This is a genomic window from Streptomyces sp. NPDC007189, from assembly GCF_040703635.1.
Lineage (GTDB): Bacteria > Actinomycetota > Actinomycetes > Streptomycetales > Streptomycetaceae > Streptomyces.
In genome coordinates this window covers 527,040-544,622 of sequence record NZ_JBEYEY010000003.1, presented here as the reverse complement: position 1 = coordinate 544,622, position 17,583 = coordinate 527,040, and the positions used below count along the sequence as shown (strand labels likewise).

At 70.7% G+C, this 17,583-nt stretch carries 19 protein-coding genes and 1 tRNA gene; 10 read left to right on the top strand and 10 right to left on the bottom strand.

Features of this window, described 5'->3' with window-relative positions:
- Nucleotides 1-4: 4 nt before the first annotated feature.
- A complete protein-coding gene (locus tag AB0950_RS08615; RefSeq protein ID WP_360156618.1) occupies nucleotides 5-1,432 on the bottom strand; it encodes an MFS transporter in 1,428 nt (475 codons plus the stop codon).
- A gap of 193 nt (nucleotides 1,433-1,625) precedes the next feature.
- On the opposite strand from AB0950_RS08615, the gene AB0950_RS08610 reads away from it, so the two are divergent.
- Complete coding sequence (locus tag AB0950_RS08610; protein WP_360156621.1) at nucleotides 1,626-2,204, top strand: helix-turn-helix domain-containing protein; 579 nt, start codon at nucleotides 1,626-1,628, stop codon at nucleotides 2,202-2,204.
- Between the two features lie 34 nt (nucleotides 2,205-2,238).
- Here the strand turns inward: AB0950_RS08610 and AB0950_RS08605 are convergent, their stop codons facing one another.
- Complete coding sequence (locus AB0950_RS08605) at nucleotides 2,239-2,754, bottom strand: hypothetical protein (protein WP_360156624.1); 516 nt, start codon at nucleotides 2,752-2,754, stop codon at nucleotides 2,239-2,241.
- 130 nt (nucleotides 2,755-2,884) lie between these two features.
- On the opposite strand from AB0950_RS08605, the gene AB0950_RS08600 reads away from it, so the two are divergent.
- Nucleotides 2,885-3,229 carry a cupin domain-containing protein gene (locus AB0950_RS08600; protein ID WP_366778133.1) on the top strand — a complete coding sequence of 115 codons (345 nt, stop codon included), beginning with the start codon at nucleotides 2,885-2,887 and terminating at the stop codon, nucleotides 3,227-3,229.
- Here AB0950_RS08600 and AB0950_RS08595 read toward each other — a convergent pair.
- Nucleotides 3,219-3,827, bottom strand: a complete 609-nt coding sequence (locus tag AB0950_RS08595) for a poly-gamma-glutamate hydrolase family protein (protein WP_360156630.1) — start codon at nucleotides 3,825-3,827, stop codon at nucleotides 3,219-3,221. The genes AB0950_RS08600 and AB0950_RS08595 overlap by 11 nt on opposite strands.
- Before the next feature lie 9 nt (nucleotides 3,828-3,836).
- A complete protein-coding gene (locus tag AB0950_RS08590; RefSeq protein WP_366778132.1) occupies nucleotides 3,837-4,868 on the bottom strand; it encodes a LacI family DNA-binding transcriptional regulator in 1,032 nt (343 codons plus the stop codon).
- 124 nt (nucleotides 4,869-4,992) lie between these two features.
- Between AB0950_RS08590 and AB0950_RS08585 the strand changes: the two genes are divergently transcribed.
- The 3 genes from AB0950_RS08585 to AB0950_RS08575 all read left to right on the top strand — a co-directional run bounded on the left by AB0950_RS08585 (nucleotide 4,993) and on the right by AB0950_RS08575 (nucleotide 8,072).
- Nucleotides 4,993-6,159, top strand: coding sequence for a phytanoyl-CoA dioxygenase family protein (locus AB0950_RS08585; protein ID WP_360574151.1), 1,167 nt, complete (start codon nucleotides 4,993-4,995; stop codon nucleotides 6,157-6,159).
- A gap of 24 nt (nucleotides 6,160-6,183) precedes the next feature.
- The gene (locus AB0950_RS08580; RefSeq protein ID WP_360156639.1) at nucleotides 6,184-6,960 is read left to right on the top strand and encodes an SDR family oxidoreductase; all 777 of its coding nucleotides are present in this window, start codon (nucleotides 6,184-6,186) and stop codon (nucleotides 6,958-6,960) included.
- Between the two features lie 107 nt (nucleotides 6,961-7,067).
- Nucleotides 7,068-8,072 (top strand): Gfo/Idh/MocA family oxidoreductase, encoded by a 1,005-nt coding sequence (locus AB0950_RS08575; protein WP_360156642.1) that lies wholly within the window; start codon nucleotides 7,068-7,070, stop codon nucleotides 8,070-8,072.
- A gap of 52 nt (nucleotides 8,073-8,124) precedes the next feature.
- Here AB0950_RS08575 and AB0950_RS08570 read toward each other — a convergent pair whose 3' ends face one another.
- The 5 genes from AB0950_RS08570 to AB0950_RS08550 all read right to left on the bottom strand — a co-directional run bounded on the left by AB0950_RS08570 (nucleotide 8,125) and on the right by AB0950_RS08550 (nucleotide 12,408).
- Nucleotides 8,125-8,319, bottom strand: a complete 195-nt coding sequence (locus AB0950_RS08570) for a hypothetical protein (protein WP_360156645.1) — start codon at nucleotides 8,317-8,319, stop codon at nucleotides 8,125-8,127.
- A 170-nt stretch (nucleotides 8,320-8,489) separates the two neighbouring features.
- Nucleotides 8,490-9,398 carry a sugar phosphate isomerase/epimerase gene (locus AB0950_RS08565; RefSeq protein WP_360156648.1) on the bottom strand — a complete coding sequence of 303 codons (909 nt, stop codon included), beginning with the start codon at nucleotides 9,396-9,398 and terminating at the stop codon, nucleotides 8,490-8,492.
- A 2-nt stretch (nucleotides 9,399-9,400) separates the two neighbouring features.
- Nucleotides 9,401-10,312: an ATP-binding cassette domain-containing protein gene (locus AB0950_RS08560; protein WP_360156651.1), complete on the bottom strand. Its 912-nt coding sequence runs from the start codon at nucleotides 10,310-10,312 to the stop codon at nucleotides 9,401-9,403.
- A gap of 3 nt (nucleotides 10,313-10,315) precedes the next feature.
- Nucleotides 10,316-11,389, bottom strand: coding sequence for an ABC transporter permease (locus AB0950_RS08555; protein ID WP_360156654.1), 1,074 nt, complete (start codon nucleotides 11,387-11,389; stop codon nucleotides 10,316-10,318).
- A complete protein-coding gene (locus AB0950_RS08550) occupies nucleotides 11,389-12,408 on the bottom strand; it encodes a sugar ABC transporter substrate-binding protein (protein WP_360574155.1) in 1,020 nt (339 codons plus the stop codon). Before AB0950_RS08550 ends, AB0950_RS08555 begins: the two co-directional genes overlap by 1 nt.
- Nucleotides 12,409-12,585: 177 nt before the next feature.
- Between AB0950_RS08550 and AB0950_RS08545 the strand changes: the two genes are divergently transcribed.
- The 4 genes from AB0950_RS08545 (at nucleotide 12,586) to AB0950_RS08530 (ending at nucleotide 16,795) form a co-directional block, all read left to right on the top strand.
- Nucleotides 12,586-13,377 carry a GntR family transcriptional regulator gene (locus tag AB0950_RS08545; protein ID WP_366778131.1) on the top strand — a complete coding sequence of 264 codons (792 nt, stop codon included), beginning with the start codon at nucleotides 12,586-12,588 and terminating at the stop codon, nucleotides 13,375-13,377.
- A gap of 225 nt (nucleotides 13,378-13,602) precedes the next feature.
- Nucleotides 13,603-14,916 (top strand): ABC transporter substrate-binding protein, encoded by a 1,314-nt coding sequence (locus AB0950_RS08540; RefSeq protein ID WP_360156663.1) that lies wholly within the window; start codon nucleotides 13,603-13,605, stop codon nucleotides 14,914-14,916.
- Between the two features lie 8 nt (nucleotides 14,917-14,924).
- Nucleotides 14,925-15,905 (top strand): sugar ABC transporter permease, encoded by a 981-nt coding sequence (locus AB0950_RS08535; protein ID WP_360156666.1) that lies wholly within the window; start codon nucleotides 14,925-14,927, stop codon nucleotides 15,903-15,905.
- Nucleotides 15,902-16,795 carry a carbohydrate ABC transporter permease gene (locus AB0950_RS08530; protein ID WP_366778129.1) on the top strand — a complete coding sequence of 298 codons (894 nt, stop codon included), beginning with the start codon at nucleotides 15,902-15,904 and terminating at the stop codon, nucleotides 16,793-16,795. Before AB0950_RS08535 ends, AB0950_RS08530 begins: the two co-directional genes overlap by 4 nt.
- A gap of 94 nt (nucleotides 16,796-16,889) precedes the next feature.
- Here AB0950_RS08530 and AB0950_RS08525 read toward each other — a convergent pair.
- Nucleotides 16,890-16,963, bottom strand: a tRNA-Pro gene (locus tag AB0950_RS08525).
- A 105-nt stretch (nucleotides 16,964-17,068) separates the two neighbouring features.
- Here AB0950_RS08525 and AB0950_RS08520 point away from each other — a divergent pair.
- Nucleotides 17,069-17,575: a DUF309 domain-containing protein gene (locus AB0950_RS08520; protein ID WP_366778128.1), complete on the top strand. Its 507-nt coding sequence runs from the start codon at nucleotides 17,069-17,071 to the stop codon at nucleotides 17,573-17,575.
- Nucleotides 17,576-17,583 lie beyond the last annotated feature (8 nt).

The window sequence follows — 17,583 nt, the reverse complement described above, 5'->3', positions numbered from 1 at the left end:
AACCTTATCGCACCTGTGCGGGTTCCCGTGCCGCCCCTGGGGTGGCGGAGTGCGTCGTACGGGCGGGGCGGCGGGCCGGGACGAGGAGGGCGGCGCCGGCCGCGGCCAGGCAGAGGAGGGCGAGCAGGGCCCAGCCGTGGGTGTAGCCGGAGGCGTAGGGCAGGCCGGAGGGCTGGAGGCGGCCGGTGACCAGGACGCTGGTGACCGCGGCGCCGATGGAGCCGCCGATGGTGCGGATGTTGGCGTTCATGCCGGTCGCGGCGCCGGTCTGCTCGGGCGGGACGCTGCCGACGACGAGGTTGGCCATGGAGGCGAAGGCCAGTCCGATACCGAGGCCGAACAGGCCGGCGACGACGGCGATCTGCCACTGGGCGTCGTGCCAGAGGGTGAGGAACCCACAGGCCAGCGCGCCGAGTGCGGCGCCGGTGGTGAGGAGCGCCTTGGCGCCCACGCGGGGCTCCAGCCGGCCCGACAGCACGCCGGAGAGGAACATCGCCAGCAGCATCGGCAGCATGAGCAGGCCGGAGGCGGTCACGCTCGCGCCGAAGCCGTAGCCGGCCGTGGACGGCGTCTGGACGAAGCCCGGCAGGAAGGACCAGATCGCGTACATGCCCGCGCCGAAGAGCAGGGCGGCGGCGTTGGTGGTCCACACGGCGGGCAGCCGCATCACGCGCAGGTCGATCAGCGGGGTGCGGGAGCGGGTCTCGGCCGTGAGCCACGCGGCGAACAGCACGACGGCGGCGGCGAACAGGCCGAGCACCTTCGGCGAGCCCCAGCCCCACTGCCCGGCCTGGCTCAGCGGCAGCAGCAGGGCCACCAGCCAGGCGGAGAGCAGCCCGGCGCCCATCCAGCCCACCTTCCCCTCGGCCCTCTTGGGGGACTCGGGGACGCAGGCCACGGCGATCAGGACCGTCGCGGCGACGATGACCACGGGGATCCAGAAGAGCCAGCGGTAGTCGAGCGCCGAGACGATCGGCCCGGCGGCCACCATGCCGACGCCGCCGCCCGCGGCGATCACCGCGGAGAGGTTGCTGATGCTGCCGCTGACCTCGGCCGGCGCGAACTCGTCGCGGATGATGCCGAAGGACAGCGGGAACAGGGCGCCGCCGACGCCCTGCACGATCCGGGCGAGGACGAGGACGCCGATGTTCGGCGCGAGCGCGGCGACGAGGCAGCCGGCGAGGACGGCGAGCAGGACGCCGACGAGCGTGCGTTTGCGGCCGGCGAGGTCGCCGACCCGGCCGAGGATCGGGGTGAAGACCGAGGCGGACAGCAGATACGCCGTCATCACCCAGGTCGCGCCGGCCTGGGAGGTGTGCAGGGCGTGCTGGACGGTCGGCAGGGCCGGCGCGATCAGCGACTGCAGCATGGAGAACACGCCCGCACCGGTCGCGAGGACGGCGAAGGTGAGGCGGGTGGACTTGCGGGGCATGAGGGAGCCTCTCCGGAAGGGAGCGCTGGGGATGGGCGAGGGGTGCGAGGGCCGCCGGGCGCGTCCGGCCAGGGCGGCGCCGCCTCCGCACTGGTAAAGTGGAGGTACCCCTCCACTCTAACGGAGGTGAGCATCCGGTTCAACCGAAGCGGATGCGTTCCTCCGGTTCATCGATTCCCTCTGGGAGGCAGCAGTGACGGCCACGCCGTTCCCCGTCGGCGAGATCGTGGCGGCCCGCCGGCCGCACCGCAAGGACGCCGCCCGCAACTACGACGCCCTGCTCGCCGCCGCCCGCGAGGCGTTCGCGGAGCACGGCTCCGACGCCTCGCTCGAGGACATCGCCCGCCGCGCCGGGGTCGGCATCGGCACGCTGTACCGGAACTTCCCCACGCGCCGCGACCTGTTCGAGAGCGTGTACGCCGACGAGGTCAACGCCCTGTGCCGGGCCGCCGAGGAGGTCGCGGGCCTTCAGCCGTGGGAGGCGCTGACGGCCTGGCTGGACCGGTTCTCCGGCTACATGGTCACCAAGCGCGCGGTGCGCGAGGCGCTGAACGACGAGTCGGAGATCTTCCAGACCTGCCGCGACTCCATGTACGCCGCCGGGGGCCCGCTGCTGGAGCGCGCCCAGCGGGCGGGCGTGGCCCGTGCGGACATGGACTTCACCGACCTGCTGCGGATGGTCGCCGGCATCACGGCCACGGCGTTCGACGACGACGCCCAGCGCGACCGGGTCCTGGCGATCGCCCTGGACGGGGTGCGCGCCGGACGCTGAGACCCGGGGCACCGCCTGCGTGAGGAGCGCGTTCCTACTTGATGAGCGCGTTCGCCACCACCACGATCACCCCGAGCAGCGCGTCCCCGGCGCCCATGAGGACCGCCATGGGCCAACTCCGGGCCGACCAGCGGGCGGTGATCAGGCCGAGGGTGAAGAGGATCACGATGTTGAGGGCGAACACCGGGTACTGGATGCCGTTGGGCGGCCACCAGTCCCAGCCGGCGCCCGCGAGCAGGAAGACCGTGGGTAGCGCGGCCATGACCAGCGGCCACTCGTCCCGCAGCGTGCGCACTACGTCCCACCGGTGGTGCGGGGTGCGTTCGGCGATGTAGTGGGCGTAGCCGTGCGCGAGGGCGGAGGCGAGGGCGGTCACCAGCAGCCACACGGCGTCGTAGCGGCGGCCTGCGGCGGTCGTACGGCCGTACTGGCTGAGCGCCGCCACCATCGAGCTGGCGAGGACGGCGCCGTACACCCCGCCGAACAGGACGGCCTCGCGGGTGTCGTGCCGCCGGGGCGGTGCCGTGCCGACCGCCGGAGAGTCAGCCATGCTCACCACGATCACCCGCGCCACGCCGCCCCGCCAGTCAAGGCGGCCCGACGAAGTGTCCTGCCACCAGCCCCGATGCCGCACACACTGTCGTCCGTGGCACGGTCCCGGCACTGGCTAGGGTCGCCGTATGACGCACAGCTTCGCGCTCCACATCCCCGACGCCGGCCTCGAACCCGAGCCCCTCGACCCGGAGCAGATCGTCTCCGGGAACCCGGAGGTCACCGGGAAGGTGGTCTGGGAGTCGCCGGACGGCCGGCAGGTCCGTGGCATCTGGCAGATCACTCCGGGCGTGGTCACCGACACGGAGGCGGACGAACTGTTCGTGGTGATCAGCGGCTCGGCGACCATCGAGGTCGAGGACGGGCCGACGCTGACGGTGGGGCCGGGCGACATGGCGGTGCTGGGCGCGGGCGACCGTACGACGTGGACCGTGCACGAGACGCTGCGCAAGGCGTACGCGATCACCATGTGAGCCCCGAGCCGGGGTCTGTCGCACCGCTCAGCTCCTTCACCCCCGCGACCAACGCCTCGATCACCTCCCCCGGTGGCAGGTTGGCGCCCCCGCTCGTCCGGGCCAGGAGCGGCAGTTCCACCTGGACCCCGCCGAGGCGGGTCAGGTTGACGGGGTTGCGGGGATGCACGCCGCGCAGGGCGCTCGGGATCGCGGCCAGGTCGGTGACCGCCGGGAAGTGCGGGACGTGGGCGGCGAGCGCCTCGGCGAGGACGCGGGCCGCCGCCCGGTTGCCGCCGCCGAGGAAGACCGTGTGCGGCGCCCCGGGCCGCATGTGGCCGTGCAGGGAGACCGTGAGGGAAACCCTCTCGAGGAACTCCCTCAGCAGCGCGCAGTGGTCGGCGGCCATCCGCGGGGAGGTGACGTGCACGGGCTGTCGTGCTCCCGGCTGGGTGAAGACGAGGCTGGTGGCGCCGCAGCGGCGCGCCACGGTCCGGGCGAGTGCGGCGGTGCCGCCCTCGTTGCTGCCGTGCAGCGCCAGCAGCCCGACCCCGTCGCCGGGCACGAGGGTCGCGACCATGGGGACGCCCTCGATCTCCACCTGTTCGGTATGTGTCATCGCTTCCCCTCAACCCTCCGTCGGCGCGGGCATGTTGTACGGCGTGACCACCTGGATCGCGGACGGTAGCGCCGGCCCGGCCGGGGGCAGCGCGCCGTGCGCCCGCATCACGAGATGGCAGGCCTCCCGCATGTCCTGGCGCAGGTCGTGGTGGAGCACGGCGGACAGCCGGTGCTCGCGCAGCAGCCGCGTGTTGTCGTGGTCGAGGTCGTGGGCGATGAACACCGCGCACTCCCGGCCTGCGTCGGCGAAGGCGCGCAGGGTGGCGTTGTTGCCGCCGCCGATCGAGTAGACGGCGCGGATCTCCGGGTCCCGTTCCAGGGCGGCGCGGACCAGGTCGTACTGGGTGGCGTCCAGCCCCTGGCCCTCGGCGATCTCCACCAGGGCGCGCTGCGGATGCCGGGCCCGCATCACGCTGCGGAAGCCCATCTCGCGCTCCTCCTCGTTGCGGAAGAAGCCGCTGCTCAGGCTGGTGAGGACATTGCCGGGCCGGTCGCCGAGCCACTGGCCCGTCAGATAGGCGGCGGTGGCGCCGGCGGCCCGGTTGTCGCTGCCGACGTAGCCGACCCGGCCGCTCGCGGGCAGGTCGGTGACCAGGGTGACGACCGGGATGCCGGCCGCGGTGAGCCGGCCGACGGCGGCGGTCACCTCGGGGACGTCCGGCGCCTTGAGGATCACGCCCTGGGAGCCGCGCCGGGCGATCCGGTCCAGCGTCCTGACCTGCTCGGCGGCCGGGCCGGTCTCGCGGAAGTGGAAGCGGGAGCGGACGACGGCCGGGTGCAGGGAGGGCAGTTCGGCCTCCAGGGCGGCGCGTACGGCGGTGCTGAACCGCTCGGGCGCCTGCACCACGATGTCGACCATGAACGTGCGGCCGACCAGCCGCACCTGGGTGCGCTGCCGGTCGAGGTCGGCGATGGCCCGGTGCACCTCCCGCGCGGTGCTCTCGCGCACCCCTCCCCTGCCGTTGAGGACGCGGTCCACGGTGGCCTCGCTGAGGCCCGCCTGACGTGCGATCTCGCGGATCGGGAACGGATGGCCCATGGGCCTGCTCCTTGAGGGGTTTTTGATGGCCTGCTGCTGGTTGTTCGAGGGGTTTGTACTGACAAGAATGACAGGGCCGCGTCGCCGCCGTGGCCGAAAGCCGTAGCCGGCCGAAAGGACACCGATGTCCGTCGTCTCCGTGCCGGGCCATGCCTGGCTGTCCGAGCAGGACTGCGACCTGGACGCCTTCCGCGCCCTGACCGACCGCACGACCCGCCTCACGGACTATCCGCACGCCGCCTCGGTGGCCGAGAACGTCCTGGTGTACGAGGGTGAGCGGCTGCGCGACCCTGAGGACCCCGGCGCCCTGCGGGCCGAGCTGGTGCGGGCGTTCGCCGAGGGCCCCGGGATCGTCGTGGTCAAGGGCGCCTGGCCCGACCTGCCGGCCGTGGACCGGCTGACGGCCGTGTTCGAGGCGCTGATCGCCGGGCAGCGGGCGTCCGGGGCCACGGCCGGCGACCACTTCGCCAAGCCGGGCGCCAACGACCGGGTGTGGAACGCGCTGGAGAAGGCCGCCCGGTACGACGCCGAGGCGTTCGCCGACTACTACGCGAACGACGTCCTGGCCCTGGTCTGCTCGGCCTGGCTGGGCCCCGGCTACCAGGTGACCTCGCAGGTCAACGTGGTCAACCCGGGCGGCGCCGGGCAGAGTCCGCACCGGGACTACCACCTCGGCTTCCTGAGCAATGCGGCCGCGGCCGCCTACCCGGCCCATGTGCACCGCCTCTCCCCGGTGCTCACCCTCCAGGGCGCGGTCGCCCACTGCGACATGCCGGTGGCGTCGGGCCCGACGCTGTATCTGCCGTACTCACAGCTGTACGAGCCGGGCTACCTGGCCTGGCGGCTGCCGGAGTTCCGGGCGTACTTCGAGCGGCACCACGTCCAGCTCCCGCTCGCCAAGGGCGACGCGGCCTTCTTCAACCCGGCGCTCTTCCACGCCGCCGGCACCAACCGCACGGCGGACGTGCGGCGCACGGCCAATCTGCTCCAGGTGTCCTCCGCGTTCGGGCGCGCGATGGAGACGGTGGACCGCGAGGCGGTGGCGAACGCGGTGTTCCCAGTGCTGCTGCGGCGCGCCGCCGAGGGCGCGGACGAGCGGTGGCTGGAGAACGTGATCGCGGCGAGCGCCGAGGGCTACCCCTTCCCGACCAACCTCGACAGCGACCCGCCGGTCGACGGGCTGGCCCCGCCGTCCCAGGCGGACGTGCTGCGGCGGGCGGTGCGTGAGGCGTGGGACCCCGAGCGGCTCCGGGCGGAGCTGCGGGCCGGCGCGGAACGCCGGAAGAGCTGAGGAGAGGAAGGGACACGCACAGTCATGGGACTTCTCGACGACAAGATCGTGCTGGTGAACGGCGGCAGTCAGGGGGTCGGCGCGGCGATCGCGCGGGCGGCGGTCCGGGAAGGCGCGGTCGTGACGGTCACCGGCCGTCGTACGCAGCCGGGTGAGGCGCTGGTCGCCGAGCTGGCCGCGGCCGGGGGCAAGGCGATGTTCGTGCGCGCCGACCTGGCGGACGCCGGCCAGGCCAAGGCGGCGGTCGCCGAGGTGGTGGACGCCTGCGGGCGGATCGACTGCCTGGTGAACTCGGCGGGGCTGACCTCCCGGGGCACGCTGCTGGACACCACGCCGGAGCTGTTCGACGCGCACATCGCGGTCAACCTCAAGGGGCCGTTCTTCGCGATGCAGGCGGCGGTCGCCGACATGGTGGCCCGCAAGGCGCCCGGCACGATCGTCAACATCATCACCTCGTCGGCGCACGGCGGGCAGCCGTTCCTCGCGCCGTACGTCGCCGCCAAGGCGGGCCTCGCCGGCCTGACGCGCAACGCGGCGCACGCCCACCGCTGGGACCGGATCCGGATCAACGGCCTGAACATCGGCTGGACGGCGACGGAGGGCGAGGACGCCACCCAGCGCGCCTTCCACGGCGCCGGCGACGACTGGCGGGAGCAGGCCGCGGCGAGGCTGCCGATGGGCAGGCTGGGCCAACCGGACGAGATCGCCGACTTCGTGGTGTTCCTGCTGTCCGACCGGTCCGGGGTGGTCACGGGGTCGGTGATCGACTGGGACCAGAACGTGCTCGGCGGGCTGGACTGAAGGAAACCGGCCCGTCCGGCGATCGGGGACGAACCCGAAGCTCGATCGGGGTCCGGGGCAAAGCCCCGGCAACGGGCAGCAACCACACACAAGGAGCAGCGGAGCACATGCGCATCGGAATCCTCGGCCTCGGCCGCATCGGCGCCTTCCACGCCGAGACCCTCCATGGACTGGACGCCGTCGAGTCGCTCGTCGTCGCCGACCCGCTCGCGGACGCCGCCAAGGCGGCCGCCGAGCGGTTCGGCGCCGAGGTCGCGGACTCGCCGGAGGCGCTGCTGGCGGCCGGGGTGGACGGCCTGGTCGTCGCCGCGGCCACCGACGCCCATCCGGCGCTGATCCGGGCCGGCGTCGAGGCCGGCGTCCCCGTCTTCTGCGAGAAGCCGGTCGCCCGCACCATGGCCGAGGGCGTCGAGGTGCTGAAGGCCGTACGGGACGGCGGGGTGCCGGTCCAGATCGGCTACAACCGCCGCTTCGACGCGGGCTTCACCGCCGCGCGGGCCGCCGTATCGGCCGGCGAGCTGGGCACGCTGCACACCGTCCGCTCCACGACCCTGGACCCGGCGCCGCCGCCCGCCGCGTACATCGCCGCGTCCGGCGGCATCTTCCGCGACTGTTCCGTGCACGACTTCGACATCATCCGCTGGGTGACGGGCCGCGAGGTCACCGAGGTCTACGCGGTCGGCGGCAACCGGGGCGCGGACTACATCAGGGAGGCGGGCGACGCCGACACCACCGGTGCCGTCCTCACCCTGGACGACGGCACCCTCGCGGTGGTGTCCAACTCCCGCCACAACGCGCGCGGTTACGACGTCCGCATGGAGCTCCACGGCTTCCGGGACTCGATCGCGGTCGGTCTGGACGACAAGCTCCCGCTGCGCTCGGTCGAGCCCGGTGTGACCTTCCCGTCCGGCACCCCGCACGACTTCTTCATGGACCGCTTCACGGCCGCCTACCGCGCCGAACTCGCCGCGTTCACCGAGGTCGTGGCCGGCGCCCGCCCCTCCCCCTGCACCGTCGAGGACGCCCTGGAGGCGGGCTGGATCGCCGAGGCCTGCACCCTGTCCCTCCACGAGCACCGGCCGGTGACCCTCGCCGAGGTGCGCCAGGCCTGAGACGTCGTGGGTGCGGCGCCGGGCGGGTCCGCCCGGCGCCGCACCCTTGTCATCAGCCGCAGTACCGGATCAGCCACTCGTCCGGGTTGTAGGCGTTCCGCGCCGGGTCGGGAAGGGTCGCCGGGCTGGTCTCGACCATGTCCTGCGGGCGTATCCGCTCGGGCAGGGTGCCGAAACGGCTGCGGCGGCGCTCCGCCGCCTCGCTCAGGTCCTGGGTGTCGCCCCCGGGTTCGGTGCGCTGCGTCATCTCGTCCTCCCGTCTGCGCGGGCATCCCCCGTCATCGGCTCAACGCCCGCGTGCCCTCGGTAGTTCCCGCCCGTGCCCCGGCCGAATCCGCAGCAGTCGCAGAGGAACCGGGCAGCGGACACGAAGGAACCGGGCCCCACGAAGGAGGCCCGGTTCCTTCGGCGATGCGCTCAGGCCCCGCAGGACCGCAGGAACCGCCGCGTCCGTACGGCGATCGGCAGGGGCCTGTCCGGCTCGCACGGATACATGTCCTGCTCGACGATCGCGAACAGCTCCACGCCCAGCCGCTGGGCCGCCTCCAGGACGGGCCCCAGCTCGGGCACCCCGGACGGCGGTTCGCACATCACCCCGCGCTGCACGGCCGGCCCGAACGGCACCTCGTTCGCGACCACCTCGGCGAGGATGTCCGGGTCGACCTGCTTGAGGTGCAGATAGCCGATGCGCTCGCCGTAGGTCTCGATCAGCTTGACGCTGTCCCCGCCGCAGTAGGCGTAGTGCCCGGTGTCCAGGCACAGGTTGACCAGTTCGCCGTCGGTGGAGTCCAGGAAGCGCTCGACGTGGTCCTCGGTGTCGATGTGGGTGTCGGCGTGCGGGTGGACCACGATGTCGAGGCCGTACGTCTCCTTGACCTCGTGACCGAGCCGCTCCATGCCCTTGGTCAGGTGCGCCCACTGCTCGGCGGTCAGCTCCGGCGGCTCCAGGATCTCGGCCGTCTTGTCGTCCCGCCAGAAGGAGGGGATGACCACGAGGTGCCGCGCGCCCATCGCCTGGGTGAGCGCGGCGACCTGGCTGACATGGGCCCAGGTCTCCTCCCAGACGGACGGGCCCCGGTGCATGCCGGTGAACACCGTGCCCGCCGAGACCTTCAGGTTCCGCCGGGCCACCTCGTCCCCGAGCCGCGCGGGATCGGTGGGCAGGTAGCCGTAGGGGCCGAGTTCGATCCACTCGTAGCCGGCCTCGGACACCTCGTCGAGGAAGCGGTCCCAGGGCACCTGCCGGGGGTCGTCGGGGAACCAGACGCCCCAGGAGTCGGGTGCCGAGCCGACCCGGATGCGGTCGAGGGGGGTGGGGGTGGCCATGGTCAGGGTGTTCCTTCCGCGGAGGGCGCGACGGGTGCGGTGAGGTCCTCGGCCTCGGGGAGTCCCTCGGTGTCGACGCCGCGTACCTGGGCCAGTTCGTGTTTGAGGGCGGCGAGTTCGGCGCCGCCGGCCATGTGGTTGGTCAGCTCCTCCAGGGTGATCTCGCTGCGCGAGGCGGACAGCTCCAGGGTGCCCAGGCGCAGGACGCTGAAGTGGTCGCCGACCATGTAGGCGTGATGGGGGTTGTGGGTGATGAAGATGACGCCCAGGCCGCGGTCGCGGGCGGCGGCGATGTACTTCAGCACCACGCCCGACTGCTTCACGCCCAGGGCCGCGGTGGGCTCGTCCAGGATCAGCACGCGGGCGCCGAAGTAGACGGCGCGGGCGATGGCCACGCACTGGCGCTGGCCGCCGGAGAGGGTGCCGATGGGCTGCTCCAGGTCGTCCAGGACGATGCCCATGTTGCGCAGTTCCTCGTCGGCGGTCTTCTTCATCCGCTCGATGTCCAGACGCCGGACGGGCCAGGGCCCCTTGGTCATCTCCGAGCCGAGGAAGAAGTTGCGCCACACCGGCATAAGCGGCACGGTCGCCAGGTCCTGGTAGACGGCGGCGATGCCCTTGTCCAGGGCCTCACGCGGGGTGGAGAAGCGCACCGGCTCGCCGTCCACGAGGAACTCGCCCTCGGTGTGCTGGTGCAACCCGGAGATGATCTTGATGAGGGTGGACTTGCCGGCGCCGTTGTCACCCAGCACACACGTCACCTGGCCGGCGTGCACCGTCAGGTCGACGCCGTGCAGCGCGCGGATGTTGCCGTACGACTTGCCCGCCCCGCGCAGCTCGACCAGCAGGCCGTCCCGCCGGGGTCCGGCGTCCTTGACGATCGCGCCGTGGGTGCCCGTTCCGTTGGATGTCATCGCTTACCTCCGGGTCGCCGTGCGCTGGACCCACAGATTGATCAGGACGGCGCCGAGCAGCATCACGCCCAGGAAGGCCTTGAACCAGTCCGGGTTCCAGCCGGCGTAGACGATGCCCTGGTTGACCATGCCGAACATGAACGCCCCGAAGACCGGGCCGATCGCCGAGCCGGCGCCGCCGGTCAGCAGACAGCCGCCGATGACCGCGGCGGCGATGTAGATCAGCTCCTGTCCGACGCCCTCGCCGGACTGCACGGTGTTGAAGGAGAACAGCTGGTGCATGCCGACGAACCAGGCGCCGAAGCCGACCAGCATGAACAGCGAGATCTTCGTGAACGTCACCGGCACGCCGACGGCGCGGGCGGATTCCTTGTTGCCGCCGACGGCGAAGATCCAGTTGCCGTACTTGGTGCGCAGCAGCACCCAGGTGGCCAGCGCCGCGAAGACCAGCCACCACACCACGGTGATCTTCACCTGGACCCCGTCGACGTCGAAGCTCGATGCGAAGACCTTCCTGGCCTGGTCGAAGCCGTCCATGTCGCTGATGTCGTCGGTGGCGACGTTGCCGGTGACCAGCTTGGTCACGGCCAGGTTCACGCCCTGCAGGATCAGGAAGGTGCCCAGGGTGATCAGGAAGCTGGGCAGGCCGGTCTTCACCACCATCCAGCCGTTGAAGAACCCGATCGCCAGCGACACCAGCAGCGCGACGATCACGCCGGTCCACACGTTCAGGGTGAGCTGGTAGCTGAGCATGCTCGCGGTCAGCGCCGAGGAGATCACGGCGACGCCGGAGGAGAGGTCGAACTCGCCGCCGATCATCAGCAGCGCGACCGGCAGGGCCATGATCCCGATGGTCGAGGACTGGTACAGGATGGTCGCCATCGAGCTGCCCTGGCGGACCGTGGGCGCGGCGATCAGGAAGAAGACCAGTACGGCGGCGGCGCCGAGGAAGACGCCCACCTCGGGGCGGGCCAGCATCCGCAGGGCCAGCGGACGCCGTGCGGTACGGCCGTCCCTGCCTCCTCCGGAGCCCGGCGGGGTGCTCACCGCCGGCTCAGCCTGCTGCGCCATGCTCATCACCGGGTGCCCTTCGCGGCGAACTGGGCGACCTTGTCGACGTTGGACTTGTCGACGAAGGCCGGACCGGTCAGCACCGGCTGGACCCCTCCGCCGCTGTAGTTGCCGTTGTACTTGTAGAGCCACAGGGCGTCCACGGCGAGGTAACCCTGCAGATAGGGCTGCTGGTCGACCGCGAACTCGATCGAGCCGTTCTGGACGCCCTTGACCAGGTCCTTGTTCAGGTCGAAGGTCGTGACCTTGGCCTTGCTGCCCGCGTCGGACACCGACTGCACGGCGGTCAGCGCGAACGGCGCGCCGAGGGTGACGACCGTGTCGATGGAGGAGTCCTGCTTCAGCTTGGCCGTGATGGTCGACTTCACGGACGGCATGTCCGTGCCGTTCACGTACAGCGTCTCAGTCGTGCCCTTGAACGTCTTCTTCACGCCGTCGCAGCGCTGGGTCAGACCCACGTTGCCCTGTTCCTGGATCACACAGACGACCTTCTTGGCGCCGGTGCTGTTCAGCTTGTCGCCGAACGCCTCGCCCGCCACGCTCTCGTCCTGCCCGAAGAACTCCAGCAGGCCGAGCTTCTTCCAGTCGCTCAGGCCCGAGTTCAGGCCCACCACCGGTATGCCGGCCTGCCGCGCCTTGCCGACGACGCTCCTCATCGCGTCGGGCTTGGCCAGGGTGATCGCGATGCCGTCGACCTTCTGGTCGACCGCGTTCTGCACCAGGTTCGCCTGGTTGCCGGCGTTGGGGTCGGCGGAGTACACGAGCTTGATGTTGTCCTTGGCGGCGGCGGCCTCGGCGCCCTTGCGGACGGTGTCCCAGAAGGTGTCGCCGGGCGCCTGGTGCGTGACCAGGGCGACGGTCATGCGCGGGGTGTCGGCCTTGCCCGCCGAGGCGTTCTGCGCCGCCTCCTCGGCCTTCTTGCCGCCGTGGCTGCTGGCGCAGCCGGCGAGGGTCAGGGCCGCCGCGGCGGCCACCGCGACCACCGGGGCCAGTCTCCGGGAGCGGGAGGGAGAAGAGCGGTCCATCTTTCCTGCACCTCACTGTGCGTGCGACGGGGGAAGGGACGCTGATGCGTTGGCACGGGATCCAAGTCCCTGGCGAGCCTGCTGTCAATACTTTGTTAAGACATCATTTCACAAGCAGGTCCGAATGTTAGTACAAATCATTGACACCCTCGCCTCCGCGCCCTACACCTGTCAGGCATGAGCCCAGTACACCGCACCCCGCAGCGAACGGCACCGGGCGAGCGCGCGGTCGACTCCCTGAGCTTCGCCCTCGACCGCACCAGCCCGGTACCGCTGTACTACCAGCTCGCGCAGCAGCTCGAGGCCGCCATCGAACACGGCACGCTGGCCCCGGGCAACCTCCTCGGCAACGAGATCGACCTCTCCGTACGCCTCGGCCTGTCCCGGCCCACCGTGCGCCAGGCGATCCAGTCGCTGGTCGACAAGGGTCTGCTGGTACGCCGGCGCGGGGTGGGCACCCAGGTCGTGCACAGCGAGGTCAGGCGACCACTGGAGCTCAGCAGCCTCTACGACGACCTGGAGACGGCCGGACAGGCCCCGAGCACCCGCGTGCTGCGCAACGAGCGGATCCCCGCGAGCGCCGAGGTGGCCGCCGCCCTCGGGATCGCGGAGGGCGCCGAGGTCGTCGCCATGGAGCGGCTGCGCGGCACCCACGACCGGCCGGTGGCCTTCCTGTGCAACTTCCTCCCGGCCTCCCTGCTCGAAGTGCCCACCGGCCAGCTGGAGTCGACGGGCCTGTACCGCCTGATGCGGTCGGCCGGGATCGTCCTGCACAGCGCCCGCCAGTCCATCGGCGCGCGCAGCGCGACGGCCGAGGAGGGCGCCCTGCTGGACGAGCGGGAGGGCGCCGCCCTGCTCACCATGCGGCGCACCGCGTACGACGTCACGGGCCGGCCGGTGGAGTACGGCAGCCATGTGTACCGGGCGTCCCGCTACGCCTTCGACTTCCAGCTGCTGGTCAGGAGCTGAAACGGAACCACCCCTCCTTATCTTCAACAAAGTTGCAGGTGACGGTGACGATTACGTTTCGGGCAAGAGACACCCCAGCGCGACCCGGCCTATTGACTCATGAGCGGACATGGGGCTGTTATTACGGCCACGATGTTCGGTCGAGTTGGTTTCTGAGCGGTTTCGACAACCTTTCGGTGATCAACTCATCCCCTTGACCGAGCCCTGCATTCCTCAGGAGCCGCCATGCGCCTCTCCCCCTCCGGTCTCTCCGTCCCGGGCCCCAGCCGCCGTTCGGTCCTGCGAGGAGCAGGCAGCGCCGCCCTGCTGGCCGGCGCCGGCATACCCCTGCTGTCCGCCTGCGGAGGCAGCGGTTCCTCCTCGGACCCGAAGACCGTCACCCTCGGCTCCAACGCCTCGGACGCGGTGCCGAAGAAGGCCTTCGCCCAGATCTACGCCGCCTTCACGAAGCAGTCCGGCATCAAGGTCGATGTCAACACGAAGGACCACAACACCTTCCAGGAGCAGATCAACTCCTATCTCCAGGGCACGCCGGACGACGTGTTCACCTGGTTCGCCGGCTACCGCATGCAGTTCTTCGCGGCGAAGAACCTGGCCTCGCCCATCGACGACGTGTGGGCGAAGATCGGGGACAACTTCCCCGACGCGATGAAGCAGCTGAGCAAGGGGGCGGACGGCAAGTACTACTTCGTTCCGCTGTACACGTACCCGTGGGCGCTGTTCTACCGCAAGAGCGTCTTCCAGCAGCACGGCTACAAGATCCCCGCCACCTGGGACGAACTCGTCGCGCTGTGCAAGCAGATGAAGAAGGACGGCCTGGTCCCGATCGCGTTCGGCGACAAGGACGCCTGGCCGGCGATGGGCACCTTCGACCAGATCAACTTCCGTCTCAACGGCTACGACTTCCACAAGTCCCTGATGGCGGGCAAGGAGTCGTGGACGGACCCCAAGGTGAAGGCCGTCTTCGACCACTGGGCCGAGCTGCTGCCCTACCACCAGGACGGCTTCATGGGCCGCACCTGGCAGGACGCCGCGCAGAGCCTCGTGTCCAAGAAGGCCGGCATGTACCTCCTCGGCTCGTTCGTGGGCCAGCAGTTCACCAACAAGGCCGACCTGGACGACCTCGACTTCTTCGCCTTCCCTGAGATCAACTCCGCGTACGGCCAGGACACGGTCGAGGCGCCCACCGACGGGTTCATGGTCAGCAAGTCGCCGAAGAACCACGACGGCGTCGTCAAGCTCATGGAGTTCCTCGGCACCCCCGAGGCCGAGGCGACCTATCTCAAGGCCGACTCCAGCGTGGTGGCCGCCTCCAGCAAGGCGGACACCTCCTCGTACACCGCGCTGCAGAAGAAGGCGTACACGATGATCAGCGGCGCCAAGAGCCTCACCCAGTTCATGGACCGCGACTCCCGCCCCGACTTCACCTCCACGGTGATGCAGCCGGGCCTGCAGAAGTTCCTCCAGAACCCCAAGGGCGTGGACAGCCTGCTGTCGTCCATCGAGCGCCAGAAGAAGACGATCTTCGCGTCCCAGTGAGCGGCCCGATGACGACCGATACGACCACGACGACCCCGGAGGCGGCCGCCGCGCCGCCTCCGGGCGCCTCGCCCGCGCGCACGCGGGCCACACACGGCCACCGCCGTCTGCTGACCCGCCGTGACCGCGTCACGCTCGCCCTGATGGCGGGCGTGCCGACGATCCTGCACGTGCTCCTGGTGTGGGTCACCGCGATCGCCTCGATCTTCCTGGCCTTCACCACCTGGGACGGCATCGGGTTCGACTCGATCAAGTGGGTGGGCCTGGACAACTTCAAGCAGCTCTTCAGCGACAACCCGCAGTTCTGGCCGGCCGTCCAGCACAACGTGATCTGGTTCGTCGTGCTGATCCTGATCCCGACGCCGTTCGGCCTGTTCCTGGCCGTGCAGCTGGACAAGCGGATCCGGTTCAGCCGGGTCTACCAGACGGCGTTCTTCCTGCCGGTCGTCATCTCGATGGCCTGCATCGGCTTCGTCTGGCAGCTCGTCTACAACCCGGACACCGGCCTGATCAACAGCATCATCGGGGCGAACAAGCCCGGTCACTACATCGACTGGATCGGCGACCCGCACCTCAACCTGTGGGCGGTCCTCATCGCCGCGTCCTGGCGGCACACCGGCTACATGATGATCCTGTACCTGGCCGGCCTGAAGAGCGTCGACCCCTCGCTCAGGGAGGCCGCCGCGCTCGACGGCGCGGGCGAGTGGCAGACGTTCAAGAGCGTCATCTTCCCCACCCTGCGCCCGACCAACACGGTCGTGCTGGTCGTCACCATCATCGAGGCGCTGCGCGCCTTCGACCTGGTCTTCGTCTTCAACAAAGGCGCCCAGGGCACCGAGTTGCTGTCGATCCTGGTCACCAACAACATCATCGGCGAGTCCAGCCGCATCGGTTACGGCTCCGCCATCGCCGTCGTCCTGCTGGTGATCTCCCTCGCGGTGATCATCCCGTACCTGATCGCCACCTTCCGGAAGGAGCGGCGCGCATGAGCAGCACCACCGTCGCAGCGCCGCTGAAGCGGCGCGCCCCGATCCGCCCGGCCCGCGTCCTGCTGCACGTCTTCCTCGCCGGTACGGCGCTGGCGTGGCTGGCGCCGCTGCTGTGGGCGATCTTCTCGGCCCTGCGGCCGTACAGCGAGACCAGCGCCAAAGGCTACGTCTCCTGGCCGGACAAGCTGACGTTCGACAACTTCACGCACGCGTTCCAGCAGTCGGACATGCTGCACTACTTCGGCAACACGCTGATCATCGCGGTGCCGGCCGTGCTGCTCACCCTGTTCCTGTCCTCCTGCGTCGCCTTCTACGTCGCCCGCTTCGACTTCCGGCTCAACCTGGCGCTGCTGCTGGTCTTCACGGCCGGCAACCTGCTGCCGCAGCAGGTCATCATCACCCCGCTGTACCGGCTGTACCTGCTGACGAACCTGCCGGGCATCACCCAGAGCGGCAAGCTGTACGACTCCGCGCTCGGCCTGGTCCTCATCCATGTGGCGTTCCAGTCCGGGTTCTGCGCGTTCGTGCTCAGCAACTACATGCGCTCGCTGCCGCACGAGCTGACGGAGGCCGCGCTGGTCGACGGCGCCTCGGTGTGGCGGCTGTTCTGGCAGATCACGCTGCCGCTGTGCAAGCCGGCGATGGCGGCCCTGGCGACCCTGCTGTCGATCTGGATCTACAACGACTTCTTCTGGGCGCTGGTACTGATCTCGACCGGCCAGAACATGCCGATCACCTCGGCCCTGAACAACCTCTCCGGCCAGTACTTCACCGACCCGAACCTGGTCGCCGCCGGCTCCCTGCTGACCGCGATCCCCACCCTGATCGTGTACTTCGCCCTCCAACGCCAGTTCGTCAGCGGCCTGACCCTGGGCTCCAACAAGGGCTGAGAGGCCCCGCACGCGAAAGAGAACGACGCCGAAAATGATCTAGGGGTGGTGCCGGATTGTTCCGGCACCACCCCTGACCTGCGTTTTCCGCACGTCGGGACGACAGGATTTGAACCTGCGACCCCTTGACCCCCAGTCAAGTGCGCTACCAAGCTGCGCCACGTCCCGATGCACTCACCCACGGTGACCCGTGTGATCGCGCGAACAGCACTTTACCCCACCTCCGGGGGTGGGCCGAAGAGGGCCCGGGGTGAGCCGGGGACAATCGGTCGTATGACGAACGCGGGCGCATGGGATGCCAGGGACCGGGACACGGAGGGGCGGGCGCGCAGTGCGCGGCCCCGGGACGGGCTCGGCCGGCCGCTGCCCTACGGCACGGAGGGCGTCCCGCGGCAGCCGGAGGGTGTCGTACGGGCGCCGGCGGAGACGGTCGCCGAGGCACAGGCGCTGCTGGACGCCGGGAAGCCGTTCCACGCGCACGAGGTGTTCGAGGACGCCTGGAAGTCGGGGCCCGAGGCGGAGCGCACGCTGTGGCGGGGGCTGGCCCAGCTGGCGGTGGGGCTGACGCACGCGGCGCGCGGGAACGCCGTCGGCGGGGCCCGGTTGCTGCGGCGCGGCCCGCAGGCGCTGGCGGAGTGGGAGACCGGCGAGGGCGAGGACCGGCCGTACGGGATCGATCTCGCCGGGCTCGCCCGGTGGGCGCGGGAGCTGGCGGACCGGGTGGAGAGCGGGGATCTGCCCGTGGACGCGGCGGACGAGGCGCCCCGGCTGCGGTCCTGACGGATCCG